The sequence below is a fragment of the Pseudorhodoferax sp. LjRoot39 genome, assembly GCF_964253035.1.
Lineage (GTDB): Bacteria > Pseudomonadota > Gammaproteobacteria > Burkholderiales > Burkholderiaceae_C > Pseudorhodoferax.
The window spans coordinates 1,239,236-1,256,590 of sequence record NZ_CAXUQL020000001.1; the positions used below are offsets into that span (position 1 = coordinate 1,239,236).

General features: G+C 68.9%; 18 protein-coding genes and 2 pseudogenes. 8 read left to right on the forward strand and 12 right to left on the reverse strand.

The window, feature by feature from the left end; translation table 11 throughout:
* The first annotated feature begins 106 nt into the window (after positions 1-106).
* A complete protein-coding gene (locus ACSQ4M_RS05880; protein WP_436188662.1) occupies positions 107-433 on the forward strand; it encodes a hypothetical protein in 327 nt (108 codons plus the stop codon).
* A gap of 7 nt (positions 434-440) precedes the next feature.
* Here ACSQ4M_RS05880 and ACSQ4M_RS05885 read toward each other — a convergent pair whose 3' ends face one another.
* Together ACSQ4M_RS05885 and ACSQ4M_RS05890 are read right to left on the reverse strand one after the other, a co-directional pair.
* Positions 441-1,271, reverse strand: coding sequence for a hypothetical protein (locus tag ACSQ4M_RS05885; protein WP_436188663.1), 831 nt, complete (start codon positions 1,269-1,271; stop codon positions 441-443).
* 4 nt (positions 1,272-1,275) lie between these two features.
* Entirely contained in the window at positions 1,276-1,890 is a 615-nt protein-coding gene (locus ACSQ4M_RS05890) for a hypothetical protein (protein ID WP_436188664.1), read from the reverse strand.
* 121 nt (positions 1,891-2,011) lie between these two features.
* On the opposite strand from ACSQ4M_RS05890, the gene ACSQ4M_RS05895 reads away from it, so the two are divergent.
* Positions 2,012-3,160, forward strand: coding sequence for a PAS domain-containing sensor histidine kinase (locus ACSQ4M_RS05895; RefSeq protein ID WP_436188665.1), 1,149 nt, complete (start codon positions 2,012-2,014; stop codon positions 3,158-3,160).
* Between the two features lie 9 nt (positions 3,161-3,169).
* Here the strand turns inward: ACSQ4M_RS05895 and ACSQ4M_RS05900 are convergent, their stop codons facing one another.
* Entirely contained in the window at positions 3,170-3,505 is a 336-nt protein-coding gene (locus ACSQ4M_RS05900) for a hypothetical protein (RefSeq protein WP_436188666.1), read from the reverse strand.
* A 106-nt stretch (positions 3,506-3,611) separates the two neighbouring features.
* Positions 3,612-5,057, reverse strand: a complete 1,446-nt coding sequence (locus ACSQ4M_RS05905; protein WP_436188667.1) for an MFS transporter — start codon at positions 5,055-5,057, stop codon at positions 3,612-3,614.
* 209 nt (positions 5,058-5,266) lie between these two features.
* Between ACSQ4M_RS05905 and ACSQ4M_RS05910 the strand changes: the two genes are divergently transcribed.
* The 3 genes from ACSQ4M_RS05910 to ACSQ4M_RS05920 all read left to right on the forward strand — a co-directional run bounded on the left by ACSQ4M_RS05910 (position 5,267) and on the right by ACSQ4M_RS05920 (position 7,286).
* Positions 5,267-6,364 (forward strand): YihY/virulence factor BrkB family protein, encoded by a 1,098-nt coding sequence (locus ACSQ4M_RS05910; protein ID WP_436188668.1) that lies wholly within the window; start codon positions 5,267-5,269, stop codon positions 6,362-6,364.
* Between the two features lie 219 nt (positions 6,365-6,583).
* Positions 6,584-6,895 carry a DUF4148 domain-containing protein gene (locus tag ACSQ4M_RS05915; protein ID WP_436188669.1) on the forward strand — a complete coding sequence of 104 codons (312 nt, stop codon included), beginning with the start codon at positions 6,584-6,586 and terminating at the stop codon, positions 6,893-6,895.
* Positions 6,896-7,169: 274 nt separating this feature from the next.
* Positions 7,170-7,286, forward strand: coding sequence for a Fic family protein (locus tag ACSQ4M_RS05920; RefSeq protein ID WP_436188670.1), 117 nt, complete (start codon positions 7,170-7,172; stop codon positions 7,284-7,286).
* Positions 7,287-7,374: 88 nt separating this feature from the next.
* Here ACSQ4M_RS05920 and ACSQ4M_RS05925 read toward each other — a convergent pair whose 3' ends face one another.
* Both ACSQ4M_RS05925 and ACSQ4M_RS05930 read right to left on the reverse strand, forming a co-directional pair.
* Positions 7,375-8,448, reverse strand: a complete 1,074-nt coding sequence (locus ACSQ4M_RS05925) for a Fic family protein (protein WP_436188671.1) — start codon at positions 8,446-8,448, stop codon at positions 7,375-7,377.
* 109 nt (positions 8,449-8,557) lie between these two features.
* Positions 8,558-8,863 (reverse strand): annotated as a pseudogene (locus ACSQ4M_RS05930) (3'-5' exonuclease); the annotation flags it as partial.
* A 62-nt stretch (positions 8,864-8,925) separates the two neighbouring features.
* On the opposite strand from ACSQ4M_RS05930, the pseudogene ACSQ4M_RS05935 reads away from it, so the two are divergent.
* Positions 8,926-9,150 (forward strand): annotated as a pseudogene (locus ACSQ4M_RS05935) (transposase); the annotation flags it as partial.
* 4 nt (positions 9,151-9,154) lie between these two features.
* Here the strand turns inward: ACSQ4M_RS05935 and ACSQ4M_RS05940 are convergent.
* From ACSQ4M_RS05940 to ACSQ4M_RS05965, 6 genes are read right to left on the reverse strand one after another with little or no spacing between them, the layout of a single operon-like run.
* On the reverse strand, positions 9,155-10,978 hold the full coding sequence (locus ACSQ4M_RS05940; protein WP_436188672.1) for an AMP-dependent synthetase/ligase: 1,824 nt from the start codon (positions 10,976-10,978) through the stop codon (positions 9,155-9,157).
* A complete protein-coding gene (locus ACSQ4M_RS05945) occupies positions 10,975-11,790 on the reverse strand; it encodes an ABC transporter ATP-binding protein (protein WP_436188673.1) in 816 nt (271 codons plus the stop codon). The genes ACSQ4M_RS05940 and ACSQ4M_RS05945 overlap by 4 nt, the downstream gene beginning before the upstream one ends.
* Before the next feature lie 4 nt (positions 11,791-11,794).
* Positions 11,795-12,982: an ABC transporter substrate-binding protein gene (locus tag ACSQ4M_RS05950; RefSeq protein ID WP_436188674.1), complete on the reverse strand. Its 1,188-nt coding sequence runs from the start codon at positions 12,980-12,982 to the stop codon at positions 11,795-11,797.
* A gap of 12 nt (positions 12,983-12,994) precedes the next feature.
* The gene (locus ACSQ4M_RS05955; RefSeq protein WP_436188675.1) at positions 12,995-14,032 is read right to left on the reverse strand and encodes a branched-chain amino acid ABC transporter permease; all 1,038 of its coding nucleotides are present in this window, start codon (positions 14,030-14,032) and stop codon (positions 12,995-12,997) included.
* Positions 14,029-14,910, reverse strand: a complete 882-nt coding sequence (locus tag ACSQ4M_RS05960; RefSeq protein WP_436188676.1) for a branched-chain amino acid ABC transporter permease — start codon at positions 14,908-14,910, stop codon at positions 14,029-14,031. The genes ACSQ4M_RS05955 and ACSQ4M_RS05960 overlap by 4 nt, the downstream gene beginning before the upstream one ends.
* Positions 14,907-15,755, reverse strand: coding sequence for an ABC transporter ATP-binding protein (locus ACSQ4M_RS05965; protein ID WP_436188677.1), 849 nt, complete (start codon positions 15,753-15,755; stop codon positions 14,907-14,909). Before ACSQ4M_RS05965 ends, ACSQ4M_RS05960 begins: the two co-directional genes overlap by 4 nt.
* A gap of 117 nt (positions 15,756-15,872) precedes the next feature.
* Here ACSQ4M_RS05965 and ACSQ4M_RS05970 point away from each other — a divergent pair, with 117 nt between their 5' ends.
* Both ACSQ4M_RS05970 and ACSQ4M_RS05975 read left to right on the forward strand, forming a co-directional pair.
* Positions 15,873-16,568 carry a TetR/AcrR family transcriptional regulator gene (locus ACSQ4M_RS05970; protein WP_436188678.1) on the forward strand — a complete coding sequence of 232 codons (696 nt, stop codon included), beginning with the start codon at positions 15,873-15,875 and terminating at the stop codon, positions 16,566-16,568.
* Positions 16,565-17,350: an enoyl-CoA hydratase/isomerase family protein gene (locus ACSQ4M_RS05975; RefSeq protein WP_436188679.1), complete on the forward strand. Its 786-nt coding sequence runs from the start codon at positions 16,565-16,567 to the stop codon at positions 17,348-17,350. Before ACSQ4M_RS05970 ends, ACSQ4M_RS05975 begins: the two co-directional genes overlap by 4 nt.
* Positions 17,351-17,355 lie beyond the last annotated feature (5 nt).

The window sequence follows — 17,355 nt, forward strand, 5'->3', positions numbered from 1 at the left end:
TATTGGTGCGACTGTTCCGGTTCAGATGGACGGCGCCTGTGCCTGTTCCGCAAGGCACGCGCTGCCTACGATTTGCCCATGTTTTGATTCCTTGCCGGAGCCTGCCATGAACGCCACTTCCCATCTCCACACCACCACGCCGCTTGCCGCTGGCGAGTGCCTGCACCTGCCGGTGGACGCCGGCACCGTATTGGTGGCCACGCGCGGCGCGCTGCGCATCGAGGAGGCGCCCCGCTGGCTGGCCGAGCGTTGGGTGCCGGTCAGGCGGTGGCTGGACGAAGGCCAGTCCTACCGCGTGGAGCAGGCGGGCTGGCTGCGTGTGCACGCCCTGGGCGATGCGCAACTGGGCCACGTGCCGGCCCAGTCGCTGGTGGCTCGGCTGCTGGACCGGCTGCTGCACCGGCGTGGCGGGAGCCGGCCGGCGGTCTGTTGAGAAGCTGTCACTGCCACATGGCGGCCATGGTCCGCACGATGGGCACGTAATCGACCACGGCCTCGGTCCGCGGCCGCTGGCCGCCATAGACCTGCAGCGCGTGCGCGGCCGGGTCAGTGCAGTCCGTGCAGGCCTGGGTGGCCAGGATGGCCGTGGCCAGGGCCAGCGCCTGGCATTCGTCGCCAAGGGCCTGCGCCAGCGCATGCTCGTCCTGGCCGAGCGGGCGCCACTGCGCGCCGCCGATTCCGGCCGCGACCAGGCGCCGCACCGTGGCCGGCCGGATCTGCGCCGGGCCGAGCGACAGCTCCGGCAGCCTTCCCGTGAGGGCCAGCACGGAGCGGGCGAGTGCCCACTCCAGCGCGCGGTGGACCGCATGGCGGTTGAACTTCTCCACCGCCACGGCGGCGATGGCCAGGTCGCTGGCCTGGTGGAAGGGCAGGGGCGGCTTGGTCGGGCTGTCCGGCGGAACGCTGGCGCAAGCCTGGATCTCGGGCTGGATCGAGAGCGAATACAGCGGCCGCTTCGTGACCGGATCGGCCTGCACGCTGGCGCGCGTGAGGTAGCCCGAGCGCAGCAGGATGTTGGCCGCCACCAGGTTGCGGGTGTCGGCCACTCGGTCTGCGTCGGGCTCCTCCGCAATGCGGCCCTGTGCTTCCAGGCCTTGCACCAGCACCGGCAGGGACCGCTGCCCTGCGTCCTCGGGTGCGGACAGGTCCAGGTACTGCGCCACCGGCACGCACAGCGTGGCCGCCAGCGCCAGCGCGCCCAGCACCAGCGGCACGCGCAAGGCGCGCCGGCCATCGGCGCTCAGGGGGGCGGGTTCGTGGGCGCGTGCCATGGGGTCAGCCCGTCAGGAGCTTCATGGCGCTCGCGGCCAGGCCCGAGTTGAACAGCCACAGGGCGCCGACCCGCGACAGCTCCTTCATCGACACCGACGCCGTGCCGGGCGGGCCGCCCTGCCAATGCTCGTGCAGGTAGATGGCCAGCAGCAGGCCGAGCAGGCTCACATAGCCGAAGCCCAGCATGTACAGCACATAGAGGCCGAAGAACACGGGCTTCAAATGGGCCACGGCGGGGTTCGCCATCAGGTCCCAATAGACCATGGCCGGCCAGGCCGACAGGAAGGCCGCGAAGAAGCCCGCCGCGAACAACGTGGGGCCGAACTGGCCACGCACGCGACGCACGAAGCCGGGCCGGGGACCGCCGGGCCGGCCGGCGCCCGCGCGCCAGTGCAGCGTGCACCAGAGCCCCACGGCCAGGCCCACCACGAGGGGCGCTGCCGACTTGCCCAGCGCCGACCACAGCAGGTTCTGCGGGCTGCGGTCGGAGAACAGCGACTGGAACGTGAAATAGAAGTCCGTCGGGATGACCAGCGCGAGCAGCCGCGAGAGGCACAGCGTGCCGAACACCGCCACCGCGAACAGCGGCGCGTGCAGTTGCGCGAACGGAACTCTCATGGCGGCGTCCCTCCCGGAATGCGCGATTGTGAGGGCCGCGTTGGCAGTGGGCGCGCACGGCAAGGTGTAACAGGGCTGGGCGCCTACCCCGCTGCGCGCGGTGCGGCCTCAGAATGGGTCGATGCACATCAGCGGCGCCGATCCGCCATTTGCCAGCACGCTGCTGGCCACCTACCACGCCAGCCCGTCCGGCGATGCCTTCATCGTGATGGACGCGGCGGGCATCGTGCGCGGCTGGTCGCGCGCATGTGAAGTGCTGCTGGGCTGGTCGGCCGAGGAGGCGGCGGGCCAGTCGATCTCGGTGATCTTCACGCCGGAGGACCGCGACCGCAAGATCGACCTCTATGAACTCGAGGTGGCGCGCACCAAGGGCCATGCCGAGGACGACCGCTGGCATGTGCGCCGGGACGACAGCCGCGTGTGGGTCACGGGCACGATGACGGCCGTCAAGGCAGAGGACGGCAGTTTGCTCGGCTTCGTCAAGGTGATGCGCGACCGGACCGACCTGCGCACGAAGATCGAGCATCTCGAACAGGAGCGCGACACCCTGCAGGAGCGCCTGCAGCGCGCGCAGCTGTTCCTGCACACGCTGGGGCATGAGCTGCGCAACCCGCTGGCGCCACTGTCCATGGCCGTGCACCTGATGGGCACGCGCGAGACCGCGCCCGCGTCCGCGCAGGCGATCCAGGTCATCCAGCGGCAGATCGCGGTGCTGAAGGGCCTGGCCGACGACCTGATGGATCTGGCGCGTGCCCACCACGACGGCTTCGAGCTGGCGTTGGAGCCCGTGCACGTGCAGCAGTTGCTGTCCGATGCGCTGCAGGACCTGCAGCCCAATGCGCTCGCCAAGGGCATCGAGGTGCTGGCGGTGTTCCAGGAGGCGCCGATCACGCTGCAGGCCGACCGCCGCCGGCTGACCCAGGTGGTGCTGAACCTGCTGGGCAATGCGCTCAAGTACACGCCCTCGGGCGGCACGGTGTTCCTGAAGGCCGGCGAAGAGGTCAACGAGGTGGTGATCCGCGTGGAAGACAGCGGCATCGGCATCGGTGCCGACATGCTGCCGCGCATCTTTGAATTCTTCACGCAGGATGCCGGCGCCAGGAGGATGGCGCCCGGCGGGCTCGGCGTGGGACTGGGCCTGGTGCGCCAGATCGTCGAGCTGCACGGTGGCACCGTTGCGGCGCGCAGCGCCGGCCAGGCCAAGGGCTCCGAGTTCACCGTGCGCCTGCCCCTGCAGCGGCTGGAGCCGCTGCCACCTGCGCCGGTCTGAGCGCCGGCCTCAGCCGACCTTGCGCAGGCTGGACAAGGCGACCTCGCCCTGCGCGGTCGAGAACACCGGGTTGGCGCCCGCACCCGCGCCGCTCTGGCTTTGGCCCACGCCCGAGATCGCCAGCTCGCCCGTGTCGTACTGCTGCACCGCGCCGCCCTGGCGGATGACCAGGCGGCGTTGCTGCTGGAAGAACGCGTACTGCAGGTCGTTCTGTGCGCCGGTGGAAGAAGGATTGGAGAGGCCCTCGGGCCACCAACCGTTGTCGGACTGCATGGGCTGCATCGGTGCCATGGGTTGCATGGGCTTCATCGGTTCCATCGGCTTCATCGGCTTCATCGGTTCCATCGTGCGCTCCCGCTCGTGCAAAGGGAACAGTGTGCGGCGCGCCCGCCGCGCCCACGTCAGGGCCGCGCCGCTTCGCGCGTAGGCCCAGCGCGCTGCCGCTGGCCGATCAACGGGGGGGCGGCCGCTGCGGTGCGCTGCCCAGGGGCGGCGCGATGTCTTCCAGCGAACGCCCCTCGGCGTCGACGCCCCAGCGCCAGGCGATGCCGGCCGCCACCACCACCAGCGCCGCGCCGACGGCATAGCCCACGAACACGTTGGCCCGGCTGCCAGTCTCGATCAGCGCGCCGAACAGCGCGGGCGCCGCAAAGCCGCCGATGCCCGCGCCCACCGCGAAGAAGATCGCGATCGCCATCGCGCGCATCTCCAGCGGGAACACCTCGCTGACGGTGAGGTACGCCGAGCTGGCGGCGGCCGAGGCCAGGAAGAACACGGCCGACCAGGCCAGCGTCTGCGTGGTCGCGTCCAGCACGCCGTGCAGAAAGCCCAGGCCGGTCAGCAGCAGGCCGAGGCCCGACAGCCCATAGGTCAGCGCGATCATGAAACGCCGCCCGATGCGGTCGAACAGCGGCCCCAGCAGCAGCGGCCCCAGCACGTTGCCCGCGGCGAACGGCAGGATGTACAGGCCCACGCTGGCCGGCTCCACCGCATAGAAGCGGGTGAGCACCAGCGCATAGGTGAAGAAGATGGCGTTGTAGAAGAAGGCCTGCGAGACCATCAGCGCCAGCACCACCGCGCTGCGCTGGCGGTAGTGGTGCAGCAGCACCCAGGCCACCTGGCGGAATCCCGGCAGCGCCGTGCGGGCGAACTGCGGGCCGGTGTCGGCCGGCGCTGCGGGCTGCCAGCCGGGCCGCTCGCTGCGCACCTCGGCCTCGATGGCCGAGACGATCGCCTCGGCCTCGTGCGCACGGCCGTGGGCCATCAGCCAGCGCGGGCTCTCGGGCACGTGGCGCCGCACCACCAGCACCGCCACAGACAGCACGGCCCCCAGCAGAAAGCCCAGCCGCCAGCCCAGGTCCACGGCCAGCCAGCGCGTGTCCAGCAGCACCAGGCTCAGGGCTGCGCCGAGGCCGGCACCGATCCAGAAGCTGCCGTTGATGGCCAGGCTCACCCGTCCGCGCACGCGCGCCGGCACCAGTTCGTCGATGGCCGAGTTGATGGCCGCGTACTCGCCGCCGATGCCCACGCCCGTCAGGAAGCGGCACACCGCGAACATGGCAAAGCCGGGCGAGAACGCGGTGGCCATGGTCGCCAGCATGTACACGGCCAGCGTGATCAGGAACAGCTTCTTGCGCCCCAGCCGGTCGGCCATGCGGCCGAACACCAGCGCACCCGCCACCGTGCCGCCCACATAGAGCGAGCCGGCCCAGCCCACCTGCGTGGCCGTCAGCGCCAGCGTGTCGGGCCGCTCCAGCATGCTGCCGAAGGAGCCGACGATGGTCACTTCCAATCCGTCGAGCACCCAGGCAATGCCCAGCGCCAGCACCACGCGCCAGTGCCAGCGCGACCAGGGCAGGTGGTCCAGGCGGGCGGGGATGTTGCTGCTTGCGGACATGGGCCCGATGTGTAGCGCGGCCCGGCGCCAGCGTCTGTCGGCCGATGTCGCCGGTCGGCCCGCAGGCTGCATGCTGGCACCGTTGCCGGCCTGCGGCGCGCGGGAGGCAGTCTGGCCTGGCTGACATGGCCGCAGCCCCGGCACCGACAGCGGCGTCGCCGCGTGCGCACCAGACTGGCGGCACTTCTCTTCGACATGGCAGGCACCCCGTGAACATCGGCAACTGGATCAAGCTCGCCAAGGAGGCCGTCGTGGCCTGGTCGGACGACTACGCACCCAGCATGGGTGCGGCCATTTCCTACTACACCCTGTTTTCGCTGGCGCCGCTGCTGGTGCTGGTGATCGCCGTGGCCGGCCTCGCGTTCGGGGCCGAGGCGGTGCGCGGCCAGATCTCGGGCCAACTGGCCGCACTGATGGGGCCGGAGACGGCGCAGGCCATCGAGGGCATGGTCGAAAGCGCGACCGTCAGCGACGGCGGCCTGTGGGCTTCGCTGGCCAGCATCGCCGTGCTGCTGGTGGGCGCCACCAGCGTGTTCAGCGAACTGCAGTCGGCGCTGGACCGCATCTGGCATGTGCCCGAGTCCCGCAAGCCCAGCGGCATCTGGAGCCTGCTGCGGGCCAGGCTGTTCTCGCTGGGGCTGATCCTCGGCCTCGCCTTCCTGCTCATGGTCTCGCTGGCCATCAGCGCGGGCCTGGCGGCCTTCGGCAGCTTCATCGGCGGCCTGCTGCCGGGCCAGGAGGCCCTGCTGCAGCTGCTCAACACGGTGCTGGCTGTGGCCGTCACCACCGTGCTGTTCGCGATGATCTTCAAGCTCATGCCCACGGCCAAGGTGGCCTGGCACGACGTCTGGGTCGGCGCCATCGTCACCGCGCTGCTGTTCGAGGTCGGCAAGCTGCTGATCGGGCTGTACCTGGGCAAGAGCGCGCTGGCGAACTCCTTCGCCGGCGCCGGCGCGCTGGTGATCCTGCTGGCCTGGGTCTACTACGCTGCGCAGATCTTCCTGCTCGGCGCAGAGTTCACCAAGGTCTACGCCCACACGCATGGCTCGGCCCGCGACCGCGCACCGGCCACGCCCATCCAGCTGACAGCTGCCGATGCGCGCAAGACGACGGAGCCCGGCCCCGCAGCGCCGGCCACTGCGGCGCCGCAGGCCGGCATGCCCGCGGCGGTGTCGGCGCAGGCGGCCCATGCCGCGCGGGCGCTGCTGCCCCAGATGGCACTGCTCGGCGGCATGGTGCTGCTGCGCCTCGTCGTGCAGTCGCGGCTCAAGCGCGAGAAGAAGCTGCTGCGCCAGGCCCGCCGCTAGGGCGGCGGATCAAGCGATCTGCGCGCGTTCGTGCGTCGATTGTTCCGTGCGCGGAAACGCTCCTTTGCCCGGTGCCCGGTTTTTCTTTCGGGGTGCGGCTTCCACAATTCAACCCATCGATGAGACGCACGCAAGACGACGGCTCATCGAGGACGGGGACGGAAGGTCCGGCCCCGCCGACATGAGAAATCGCAACCGTCAATCGACAAGGAATCCATCATGAACAAGTTCATCGCCTCCGCCCTGATCGCCGCCGCCGGTTTCGCTGCCGCCCCCAGCTTCGCTGGCGACAACATCAGCGGTGAAGTCGGCTACGTGCCCCCCGTGAGCAGCGTCAAGAGCAACCTGACCCGCGAAGCCGTGCGTGCGGACTACCTGCAAGCCCAGCGCAACGATGCGCTGCCCGAACTGGGCGAAGGCGCCGACGTGGGTGCCGTGGCCAGCGCGAAGAGCACCCTGTCGCGTGACGCCGTCCGCGCCGAAGCCGTGTACGCCGTGCGCCACGGCCAGCAGCTGGGCGGCGAAGTCTGAGCGGCTTCGAACGCTCCGTGACGAGACCGCCTTCGGGCGGTTTTTTCGTTATGGGGCCCGGCCGTGCGCCAGCGCGGCGAGATCGTGCGAACTGCCAGAAGGTGTGTTGCCAGTTCGTTGGGGGGATGTCGCAGACGCTGTCTGCGAAATTCGGGGTGGCGCCAATTGTGCAGACGCTGTCTGCAAAATCTGCTCAGTTGGCCACCAGCAACTGCAGGACGCCCTCGCGCTGAAGAATGCCGAGCACTTCCGCAAGGCTTAACTGCTGTCCGCCATGCCAGTGGGGATGGTCGAGATGAATCTGCCCGACATGCCGCGCAGCAGCAAGCAGCGTTACCGTCTGACCGCCAAGGAGTCGCAATGGCTGGCCAAGAAGCGGAAGGGCAACTGATGCCCATCGGCTGGGCGGGACGCGAAGACTTGATTGCGACTAGTGATCGATGGGGCAACACGCAAGACCTGACCCCAAGACGCAGTGTTCAGCGGCCCGAGGCAGCCGCTGGCGAAGCAAACTCATACCAGACCCCGCGCCCTGCGCCACGCTGTGCCAGATGCCCGCGTTCTACCAAGGCGCGCAGGTGCTGCTTGAGCGTGTTGCGGTTGCCGCCGGTCAGACGGATCGCGTCGCCCATGGTGATGCGCCCGTGCTCGCGCGCGAACTCGACGATCTGCAGCGAGAGATCGGGCAGTGCGGCCAGCACGATCTTCTCGCGCTCCACCTTGCGGTTCAGCCGCCGCACCTGCTCTGCCAACGCGCGCAAGAAGAAGGTGAGCCACGGCTGCCAGTTCGGCGAATCGGTGCGGATGCTGCCCTGCGTTTGCCGCAGCGCCAGGTAGTAGGCTTCCTTGCTCAGCTCAACCACGCTTTCGAGCGAGCTGTAGGGCACATAGGCGTACCCAGATTGCAGCAACAGCAAGGTGGTCAGCACCCGGCTCAGGCGCCCATTGCCGTCCTGGAACGGGTGGATCTCCAGGAACACCACCACCCAGATGCCGATCAGCAGAAGAGGGTGCAGGCGTGCGGCGGCGCGCTCTTCGGTGAACCAGGCCACGAGTTCGGCCATCAGACGTGGCGTGTCGAATGGTGTTGCGGTTTCGAACACCACGCCCAGTTGTTTGCCGTCCTCGTCGAAGGCAACGACGCTGTTCGTGGACGTCTTGTAGTTGCCACGGTGCCAGCCGTCCTTCTCGCTGTAAGTGAGCAGGTCGCGGTGCAGCTGCTTGACGTGGTTCTCGGTCAGCGCAATGTCCTGCCAGGAGGAGAACACCAGCTCCATGACCTCCGCATAGCCGGCCACCTCCTGCTCGTCGCGGGTTGTGAAGGACTTGATCTGGAGGCCGGACAACAGCCGCTCGACCTCCCGGTCCGTCAGCTTGCTGCCCTCAATGCGCGTGGACGAGCCAATGCTTTCGATGGTGGCGACGCGGCGCAGGGCAGAAAGCCGGTCTGGCGCCAGTGTGCCGAGCGCGCGCCACGCACCCTTGAACTCGTCGATGCCGGCGATGAGTTGGAGCAGTTCCGGGGTGATCTGGATGGAGTGGGTGGCGATCATTTTTACCAATCCTAAACCCAATTACACCCAATATTGCGGGTCCCAGCGGCGTCATGCGTCGAGGTCGAAACCCCATTTGGGCATCCAATTGCACCCATTCATCTGTCAAGACGTCCATGACCGCGTAGTCGCGGCAGACGATGGCCATGTCGCTCCAGGCGTGTCCTTCGCCGTCATGCAGGCTGCCGAGCAGATCGGCGATGCGGTGCGCCTCATCCCGCAAGGTGGGCAGGCGGATGAACACCGGCTCCGCGCCCTCGCGCCCACACGAGACGGGCTGCACCAGCGGAATGCCGTCCTCGTCCTTCTCGTCCGGGCTCAGCAGCTCGGCGGCGATCAAGCTGGCTGTCTGCAGGATCTGGCGCGTGTTGCGGTAGTTGATCTTCAGGATGGTGGTGCGCCCCTGCGCCTGGATGACCTTGCCCCCGGAAAACGTATCCCTTGCTGGGTGTTTCAATGCAAGCAAGGAGATCGGAAATGAGCAAGGCAGTGCGGGCGCGCTACACGCTGGAATTCAAGCAGGAAGCCGTGCGCCTGGTGACAGGCGGACAGAGCATCGCAGCGGCAGCGCGCACGCTGGGCGTGGTGGAGCAGACGTTGTTCAACTTGGTTAAGGCTGAACGCCAGGGCAAGCTCACAGGGGCCGACAGCAAGGTTGTGAGTGCCGAGCAGATGGAGATCAGCCGGCTGCGGGCGGAATTGCCCCTCACCCCCCAAACATCCCCTCAATCTCCCCCGCATACGCCTTGTAAACACTTGCCCTGCGCACCTTCATCGTCGCCGTCACCTCCCCATCGTCGTGGTCCAGCTCCTTGGTCAGGAGGTGAAAGCGCCGGATCTGCGCCACCTGCGCCAGCCGACCATTCCCGCGGTCGATCTCGGCCTGCACCAGATCCCGCACCTGTGGCAACTCCACCAGCGAGCGAAAGTGCGTGAAGGCCAGGCGCTGGGCCTCGGCCCACTTGCCCACGGTCTCGTAGTCGATCTGCACCAGCGCGGCCACGAACTTGCGGCCGTCGGCCACCACGATGCATTCCTTGATGAAGGGGCTGCCCTTCATCTGGTTCTCGATCTCCGACGGGGTCAGGTTCTTGCCGCCGGCCGTGATCATGATGTCCTTGAGCCGGTCGACGATGCGGATGTGGCCGTCGGCGTCCTGCTGCACCACGTCGCCCGTGTGCAGCCAGCCGTCCTGCACCGCGGCGGCCGTGGCCTCGGGGCTCTTGTAGTAGCCCGCGAACACCATGTCGCCGCGGATCTGCAGTTCGCCCTGTTCGCCGATGCGAGCCTCCACCCCCAGCGTGGGCGGGCCCACGGTGCCGGTGCGCAGCTGGTTCACGGCCTGGCCCGTCACCATGCCGCTGGATTCGGTGAGGCCGTAGACCTCCACCAGCGGCACGCCCAGCGTGCGGAAGAAACGCACCACGTCGGGCGGGATGGGCGCCGCGCCCGTCAGCGCCACCTTCGCCGCGCGCAGGCCGATGAAGTTCTGCAGCGCGCGCAGCACGGTCCAGTAGGCCAGCGCGAAGCGCGCCCGCTCGGCCAGCGTCCACTGGCTGCGCGGCTTTTCGGCCAGCGGCGCACCGGCGGCCATGGCGCGCGCGTACAGCGCGCGCTGCAGCGGGCCGGCTTCCTGCATCTTGATGCTGATGGCCGCGTGCAGCTTCTCCCAGATGCGCGGCACGCCCAGGAACATGCTGGGCGCCACCTCGCGCAGGTCTTCCTGCACGGTGCGGATGGATTCGCCGAAGTGCACCTGCGAGCCCAGGTACAGCGGCACGAAGCAGCTCAGCATCTGCTCGGCCACATGGCACAGCGGCAGGTACGACAGGTGCGTGGTGGCGCCGGTAAGGCCCAGCCGGTCGACGATGCCGGGCACCACGCCGCGGATGTTGCGCCACGACAGCATGGCGCCCTTGGGCGCGCCGGTGGAGCCGGATGTGTAGATCATCAGGCCGATGTCGTCCAGCGTCTGCGCGGCCAGCGCCGCGTCGATGCGGCCCAGGCCCTTGCGCGCCTCCACGTCGGCGCCCAGGCGCTCCAGCTCGGCGAACGAGACGATGCGTTCGCGCACGGCGGGCGGGTAGCTGGCCAGGCCCTTGGTCTCCACCACCACGATGCGCTGCAGGCGCGGCAGCTGCGCCTGCGCGTCGAGGATCTTGTCCAGCTGCTCCTGGTCTTCGCAGACCACCACCTCCACGTCGGCATGGCCCACTACGTAGGCCACCTCGTTGCTGGGGCTGGTGGGGTACACGCCCACCGTCACCGCGCCGACCAGGCCCGCGCCCATCTGCGCCAGCACCCATTCCACGCGGTTCTCGGAGATCACGCCCAGGTGGCCGCCCGTGGGCAGGCCCAGCGACGCCAGGCCCAGGCCCACGTGGCTGGCGCGGCGCAGGTAGTCGGCCCAGCTGATGGGCTGCCAGATGCCGAAGTCCTTCTGCCGGATGGCCACGCGCGCGCCCTGGCGCTGCGCCTGCTCGCGCAGCATCTGGGGCAGGGTCTTGTGCGGCAGTTCAGGCGTGGTCATGACAACCAGCGCTTGCGGCGCTTGTAGTGCTTGAGGTCCTTGAAGCTGCGGCTCTCGCCGCTGCCGCCCACGCCCAGGTAGAACTCGCGCACGTCGGGGTCGGCCGCCAGCCGCTCGGCGCTGCCGTCGATCACGATGCGGCCGCTCTCCATGATGTAGCCGAAGTCGGCCACGGCCAGCGCCACGCTGGCGTTCTGTTCCACCAGCAGCATCGACACGCCGCGCTCGGCGTTGATGCGCGCGATGATGGTGAAGATCTCCTCCACCAGCATGGGGCTCAAGCCCAGCGAAGGCTCGTCCAGCAGGATCAGTTGCGGGTCGGCCACCAGCGCGCGGCCGATGGCCAGCATCTGCTGCTCGCCGCCCGAGAGGTAGCCGGCCAGGCCCTTGCGGCGCTCGTGCAGCCGGGGGAAGTAGGTGTAGACCGCGTCGAAGTCCTTGGGCGCGGCCTTGCGGCCGCTCAAAGCGTAGGTGGCGGCCACCAGGTTCTCTTCCACTGTGAGGTCTTCGAACACGCGCCGGCCCTCCATCACATGGGCCAGGCCCCGGCGCACCAGCTGGTGCGCGGGCTGCGCGTCGGTGGCCGCGCCGTCGAAGCGGATCTGCCCGGCCTGCAGCTCGCCGTCTTCCATGGGCAGCAGGCCGCAGATGGCCTTGAGCGTGGTCGACTTGCCTGCCCCGTTGCTGCCCAAGAGCGCCACGATCTGCCCGCGCGGCACGGCCAGCGACAGGCCGCGCAGCACCTGCACGACCTTGTTGTAGACCACCTCGATGTTGTTGACTTCGAGGATCGCGCCGGCGGCTGCGCTCATACGGTCAGAGCTTGATCCAGTCGGAGGCTGCGACCATCTTCTGCGCCTTCATGTCAGCGCGGTACACGCGCCCGACCGGAATCGAATTGCCCGAGATCGTGATCGGCGTGCCGATGATGCCGCCCGTGTCGAAGTCCTTGATGGTGTTTAGCGCGGCCTTCAGGTTCTTGCCGTCCAGCGGCTTGCCCGCGTCCAGCGTGCGCTTGGCGGCCTCGGCGAACAGCATGGCCGTCAAGAAGCCCTGGATGTAGGCCGTGCTCTGGTACTCGGGCCGCAGCGCGCGGATCTTCTCCAGCATCGGCGCCTTCTCGGTGTCGTAGTAGTAGCGGAACGGCATCACGCCCATGAAGCCGTCGCCGGCCTCCCCCATCTTCATGACGGTGGAGCTGTCCATGGTCCAGAAGGTGCCCATCCACTTGCTGGTCATGCCCTGCTGCTTGCCCTGCTGGATGAACTCGGGGATGGGCGCGAGGATGTAGCCGTGGAAGATGGTGTAGTCGGGCGCGGCGCGGCGCAGCTTGATCACCTCGGTCGACACGTCCACGCTGCCGGCCGGCGTCATGATCTTCACGGGCACCGACAGGCCCAGCTTCTTGGCCGTGGCCTCGCTGGCCTCGATCGGGTCGCGGCCGAATTCCGAATCGCTGTAGACGAAGGCCACCTTGGCGCCCGGCTTCTCCTTGGCGATGTGGTTCAGCAGGATGCCGAACATCTCCGTGTAGTCCGGCCCCACGAGGAACTGGTGGGGGTACTTGGCCGGGTTGTTCAGCTCGCTGGCGAAGGAGGCGCCGGCCATCAGCATCTGGCCGCTGCGGTCCAGCTCGCCGTTGATGGTCTTGGCAAAACCGGTGGAGTCGCCGTAGTACAGGTTGACCTTGTTCTGGCTGGTGATCTTCTTGAAGGCCGCCACCGACACATCGACCTTGTAGCCCGTGTCTTCGGGCACGTAGCGCAGCTTGCGGCCCTTGATGCCGCCTGCGTCGTTGACCATCTTCACGTAGTCGGCGATGCCGGCGTTGATGCCGATGCCGGCGAACGCGAACACACCGGTCATGGGGATGGACCCGCCGATGACGATGTCCTCGCCCTGGGCGCGCGCCAGGCGCGGCATGGCGCCCGCGACGAGGGCGGCGCCGCCGGTCAGCACCAGGGCGCGACGGCGGGTGGAAGCGATGGCTTGTGCAGCACGCATGGCAGGTCTCCTTCAGTTTCTAAAAGGCCAGAGATGGAAGAAGCGGCGGATGCGCCGCCACACTTCGGCGAGCCCGTGCGGCTCGAACACCAGGAAGCCCACGATCAAGAGGCCGAACACGACCGTGCGCACGGGAGACAGGAACACCGTCATCTCGGTGCCGCCGGGCAGCAGGTCGAAGACCAGCTTGAGCACCTCGGGCACCAGCGTCATGAACACCGCGCCCAGGATGCCGCCCAGGATGGAGCCCATGCCGCCGACGATGATGGCCGCGAGGAAGAAGATCGACATCAGCAGCGGAAAGCTCTCGGGCGTGACCACGCGGAAGAAGTAGGCCCACAGCCCGCCCGCCACGCCCGCATAGAACGAGGACAGCCCGAACGACAGCAGCTTGGTGCGCAGCAGCGGAATGCCCAGCACCTCGGCCGAGATGTCGCGGTCGCGGATGGCGATGAAGGCCCGGCCCACGCGCGTGCGGAACAGGTTGGCTGCGCCCAGCACCATGAGCAGCATGGTGGGCACGATGAGCCAGTAGATGCGGAACGAGGTGTCCAGCGGCAGGCCGAACACGGTGGCGGGCTTGAGCGACAGGCCGGTGGTGCCGCCCGTGAACTTCAGGTTGGCGAACAGGAAGTGCGCGATGAACGAGGCCGCGATGGTGGCGATGGCCAGGTACAGGCCCTTCACGCGCAGCGACGGAATGCCCACCACGATGCCGCCGACCATGGCCACCAGCCCGCCGGCAACGATGTTCAGCAGGAAGGGCGTACCCCAGCGCGCCTGCAGGATGGCCACCGTGTAGGCGCCCAGGCCCATGAACGCGGCCTGGCCCAGGCTCACGAGGCCGGTGTAGCCCGTCAGGATGTTGAGGCCCGTGGCGCTGGCCACGTTGATCGCGACCAGGCAGGCCAGGTAGAGCCAGTAGTCGCTCGCGATGAAGGGAAACAGCACGAGCAGCGCGGCGCCGATGGCCAGCCAGACCTTCTGCGTGCGCGAGTCGAACAGCGCCGCATCGGCGGTGTAGGTCTGCTTGAGGGTGCCGATTCTCATAGCCGCTCGATCTCATGCGTGCCGAACAGCCCGTACGGCCGGATCATCAGCACGAACACCAGCACGATGAAGGTGGCGAGCAGCTTGTACTCGCCGCCCAGGAAGGCCCCGGCCAGCGCCTCGATCAGGCCGATCAGCAGGCCGCCGACCAGCGCGCCCAGCACGCTGTCGAGCCCGCCCACGATTACCACCACCAGCACCGACAGCCCGAACACGCCCATCGACGAGGAGATGCCGCCGATGGCCCCCACCACGATGCCGGCGACGGCCGCGATCATGGCCGAGGCCACCCAGGCCAGCGAGAACACGCGCGGCACGTTGATGCCCATCATGGTGGCCGCGCCCTGGTCCGAGGCGGTGGCGCGCAGGGCCACGCCGCCGCGCCAGAAGCGGAACAGCAGCAGCACCGCTGCGATCAGCACCACGGCCGCCAGCGCGCCATAGGCCACCTTGGGCGCGAGGAAGGCCTCGCCCACCATCACGGGCGCCGTGGGGAAGAACTCGGGCAGCCGGCGCTGGTCCGCTGTCCAGATGATCTCCACCAGCCCCACCAGGATGGACGCCAGCCCCACCGTGACCATGAACACCGAGATCGGCGGCTCGCCCAGCAGCGGCCGGATCATGGTGCGCTCGACCACCGCGCCCAGGAGACCCGTGCCCAGCACCGCGCCCAGCACGGCCAGCCAGAGGGGCAGCGCCATGGTGGTGGCGAACGCGAAGAACAGGTAGGCGCCCACCATCAGCATCTCGCCGATGGCGATGTTGACCACGCGCGTGGCCTTGTAGACCAGCACGAAGGCCAGCGCCGCGAGCGCATAGAGCCCGCCGCTGGCGATGCCGGTCAGCGCGATCTCGAACAGGTAGGCCCAGTCGATCATGCTGTGGCGGTGCCTCGCAGCTTGGCGCGCAGGGTGCTCACGTCGCCCGCACCCAGGTAGGCGCGCACGACATCCGGATTCGCCTGCACCTCTGCCGGCTTGCCCTGCGCGATGATCTGGCCGAAGTTCAGCACCACCACGTGGTCCGACAGGTCCATCACCATGGCCATGTCGTGCTCCACCATGAGCACGGTGATGCCCCACTCGCGCCGCACGTCGAGGATGAAGCGCGCCATGTCTTCGGTCTCCTCGCGGTTCATGCCGGCCACGGGCTCGTCGAGCATCAGCACCTTGGGCTGCATGGCCAGTGCGCGGGCCATCTCCACGCGCTTCTGCAGGCCGTAGGGCAGGGCGGCCACGCTGGCGTAGCGGATGTGGTCGATCTCCAGGAAATCGATGATGCGTTCCTCCACGTCGCGGCGCAGCTCGGCCTCTTCCCGGCGCGCGCGGCCCAGGTAGAACAGCGCGTCGAACACGTTGGTCTTCAGGTGCGCGTGGCGGCCCAGCTTGATGTTGTCCAGCACCGTCATGCCGCGGAACAGCGCGATGTTCTGGAAGCTGCGCGCTAGGCCCATCGCTGCGCGTTTGGGCGCCGGCACGCGGGTGATGTCGGCGCCCTCGAACTCCACCCGGCCGGCCGATGGCCGGTAGAAGCCCGAGATGGTGTTGAACAGCGAGGTCTTGCCTGCGCCGTTCGGGCCGATCACGGCGGTGATGCTGCCCGGCTGCACGTCGAAGCCCACGCCGTTCAGTGCCTTCACGCCGCCGAAGCCCAGCGTCAGCGCGGCCACGCGCAGCACGGGTGCGGTGGCGGCGGAAGGCGCTGTCGGCAAGGCGGCGTTCATGGAGGCTGGTGTACGGGTTATTCCTGCAGCCGGCGGGCTACTCGTCCGTAGAATTCCTACCCACCGGTAACGCGCGATCTTCGTGACAAGCTGTCACGCGCGGCATCGGGAAATACCATGAGCACCACGCCGCGCCGCCGCCTCCCCCGGGCCATCGCCTCGCCCTGGCTGGCCGGCGGCACGCGCGTGGACCAGCGCGAGAAGAAGCGCCAGGCCGTGCTGCAGACGGCGGCGCGGCTGTTCAACGAGAAGGGCTTCCACGCCACCTCGCTGGACGACATCGCCGAGCGGCTGCACGTGAGCAAGCCCACGCTGTACTACTACGTCAAGAGCAAGGACGACATCCTGCTCGAATGCGTGCGCGCCGCGCTGGCGCTGATGCAGCAGGGCATCGCCGAGGTGCGCCAGCAGGGCGGCCGTGCGCTGGACCAGCTGCAGGCCTGCATGCGCAGCTACGCGGCCATCGTCATGGACGACTTCGGCCAGTGCGTGATCCGCATCGGGGAGGACCCGCTGCCGCCGCCGCTCAGGAAGGAATTGCGCCGGCTCAAGGCCGGCATCGACCACGAGTTCCGCCGGCTCGTGGCCGAGGGCATCGCCGAGGGTTCGCTGCAGCCCTGCGACCCCAAGCTGGCGGCCTTCATGCTGGCCGGCGCGCTGAGCTGGATCGGCCGCTGGTACCGCCCCGACGGCAGCATGGCGCCCGAACAGATCGCCGAGCAGGGCATCGCGCTGCTGCTGGGCGGCGTGCTGGCGCCCCGGCCTCCCACTTCCGCGCCACGTCGGCGCGCACCACGAAAGACATCCGCATGACCCAGGACGACGCCCCCCTGCTGATCGGCCGCGAAGGCGCGGTCGCCACGCTGCGCTTCAACCGACCGGCCGCGCTCAACGCGCTGGACGTGCCCATGGCCGAGGGCTTCCTCGCCGCCGTGCGCGACATCGCCGCCGACAGGAGCGTGCGTGCCGTGCTGCTGTCCGGCAGCGGCAAGGGCTTCATGGCCGGCGGCGACCTGGCCGTGCTGCAGGCCGATCCGCAGGGCGGTGCCAAGGCCTTGATCGGCCCGCTGCACGAGGCGCTGGTGGTGCTGGCCGGCATCGACGCGCCGGTCGTGGCCCAGGTGCACGGCGTGGCGGCCGGCGCCGGCCTGTCGCTGATGCTGCAGGCCGACTTCGTGCTCGCGGCCGAGGGCACGCGCTTCAACCTGGCCTACGTGAACATCGGTGCCAGCTGCGACGTGGGCGCCTCCTGGGCGCTGCCGCGCTGGGTCGGCCTGCGCCGCGCGCTGGAGATCGCGATGCTGGGCGACATGCTCGATGCGGCGGCGGCCGAGCGCATGGGTCTGGTCAACCAGGTGCTGCCGGCCGAGGGGCTGCCCGCGGCGGCCATGGCGCTCGCGCAGCGGCTGGCGAACGGCCCCACGGTGGCGCTGGGACAGCTGCGCCGGCTCATGCGCGCAAGCTTCGACCGCGCGCTGCCCGAGCAGCTCGATGCGGAATCGGCCGCCTTCCAGGTCTGTGCCGCGACGGACGATTTCCGCACGGGCGTGGACGCCTTCTTCGCGCGCAGCAAGCCTGCCTTCCAGGGCCGCTGAAACCC

Coding starts and splice junctions, on each gene's coding strand:
- ACSQ4M_RS05880 (WP_436188662.1), top strand. CDS start 107: ATGAACGCCACTTCCCATCTCCACACCACCACGCCGCTTGCCGCTGGC.
- ACSQ4M_RS05885 (WP_436188663.1), bottom strand. CDS start 1,271: ATGGCACGCGCCCACGAACCCGCCCCCCTGAGCGCCGATGGCCGGCGC.
- ACSQ4M_RS05890 (WP_436188664.1), bottom strand. CDS start 1,890: ATGAGAGTTCCGTTCGCGCAACTGCACGCGCCGCTGTTCGCGGTGGCG.
- ACSQ4M_RS05895 (WP_436188665.1), top strand. CDS start 2,012: ATGCACATCAGCGGCGCCGATCCGCCATTTGCCAGCACGCTGCTGGCC.
- ACSQ4M_RS05900 (WP_436188666.1), bottom strand. CDS start 3,505: ATGGAACCGATGAAGCCGATGAAGCCGATGGAACCGATGAAGCCCATG.
- ACSQ4M_RS05905 (WP_436188667.1), bottom strand. CDS start 5,057: ATGTCCGCAAGCAGCAACATCCCCGCCCGCCTGGACCACCTGCCCTGG.
- ACSQ4M_RS05915 (WP_436188669.1), top strand. CDS start 6,584: ATGAACAAGTTCATCGCCTCCGCCCTGATCGCCGCCGCCGGTTTCGCT.
- ACSQ4M_RS05920 (WP_436188670.1), top strand. CDS start 7,170: ATGCCAGTGGGGATGGTCGAGATGAATCTGCCCGACATGCCGCGCAGC.
- ACSQ4M_RS05925 (WP_436188671.1), bottom strand. CDS start 8,448: ATGATCGCCACCCACTCCATCCAGATCACCCCGGAACTGCTCCAACTC.
- ACSQ4M_RS05940 (WP_436188672.1), bottom strand. CDS start 10,978: ATGACCACGCCTGAACTGCCGCACAAGACCCTGCCCCAGATGCTGCGC.
- ACSQ4M_RS05945 (WP_436188673.1), bottom strand. CDS start 11,790: ATGAGCGCAGCCGCCGGCGCGATCCTCGAAGTCAACAACATCGAGGTG.
- ACSQ4M_RS05950 (WP_436188674.1), bottom strand. CDS start 12,982: ATGCGTGCTGCACAAGCCATCGCTTCCACCCGCCGTCGCGCCCTGGTG.
- ACSQ4M_RS05955 (WP_436188675.1), bottom strand. CDS start 14,032: ATGAGAATCGGCACCCTCAAGCAGACCTACACCGCCGATGCGGCGCTG.
- ACSQ4M_RS05960 (WP_436188676.1), bottom strand. CDS start 14,910: ATGATCGACTGGGCCTACCTGTTCGAGATCGCGCTGACCGGCATCGCC.
- ACSQ4M_RS05965 (WP_436188677.1), bottom strand. CDS start 15,755: ATGAACGCCGCCTTGCCGACAGCGCCTTCCGCCGCCACCGCACCCGTG.
- ACSQ4M_RS05970 (WP_436188678.1), top strand. CDS start 15,873: ATGAGCACCACGCCGCGCCGCCGCCTCCCCCGGGCCATCGCCTCGCCC.
- ACSQ4M_RS05975 (WP_436188679.1), top strand. CDS start 16,565: ATGACCCAGGACGACGCCCCCCTGCTGATCGGCCGCGAAGGCGCGGTC.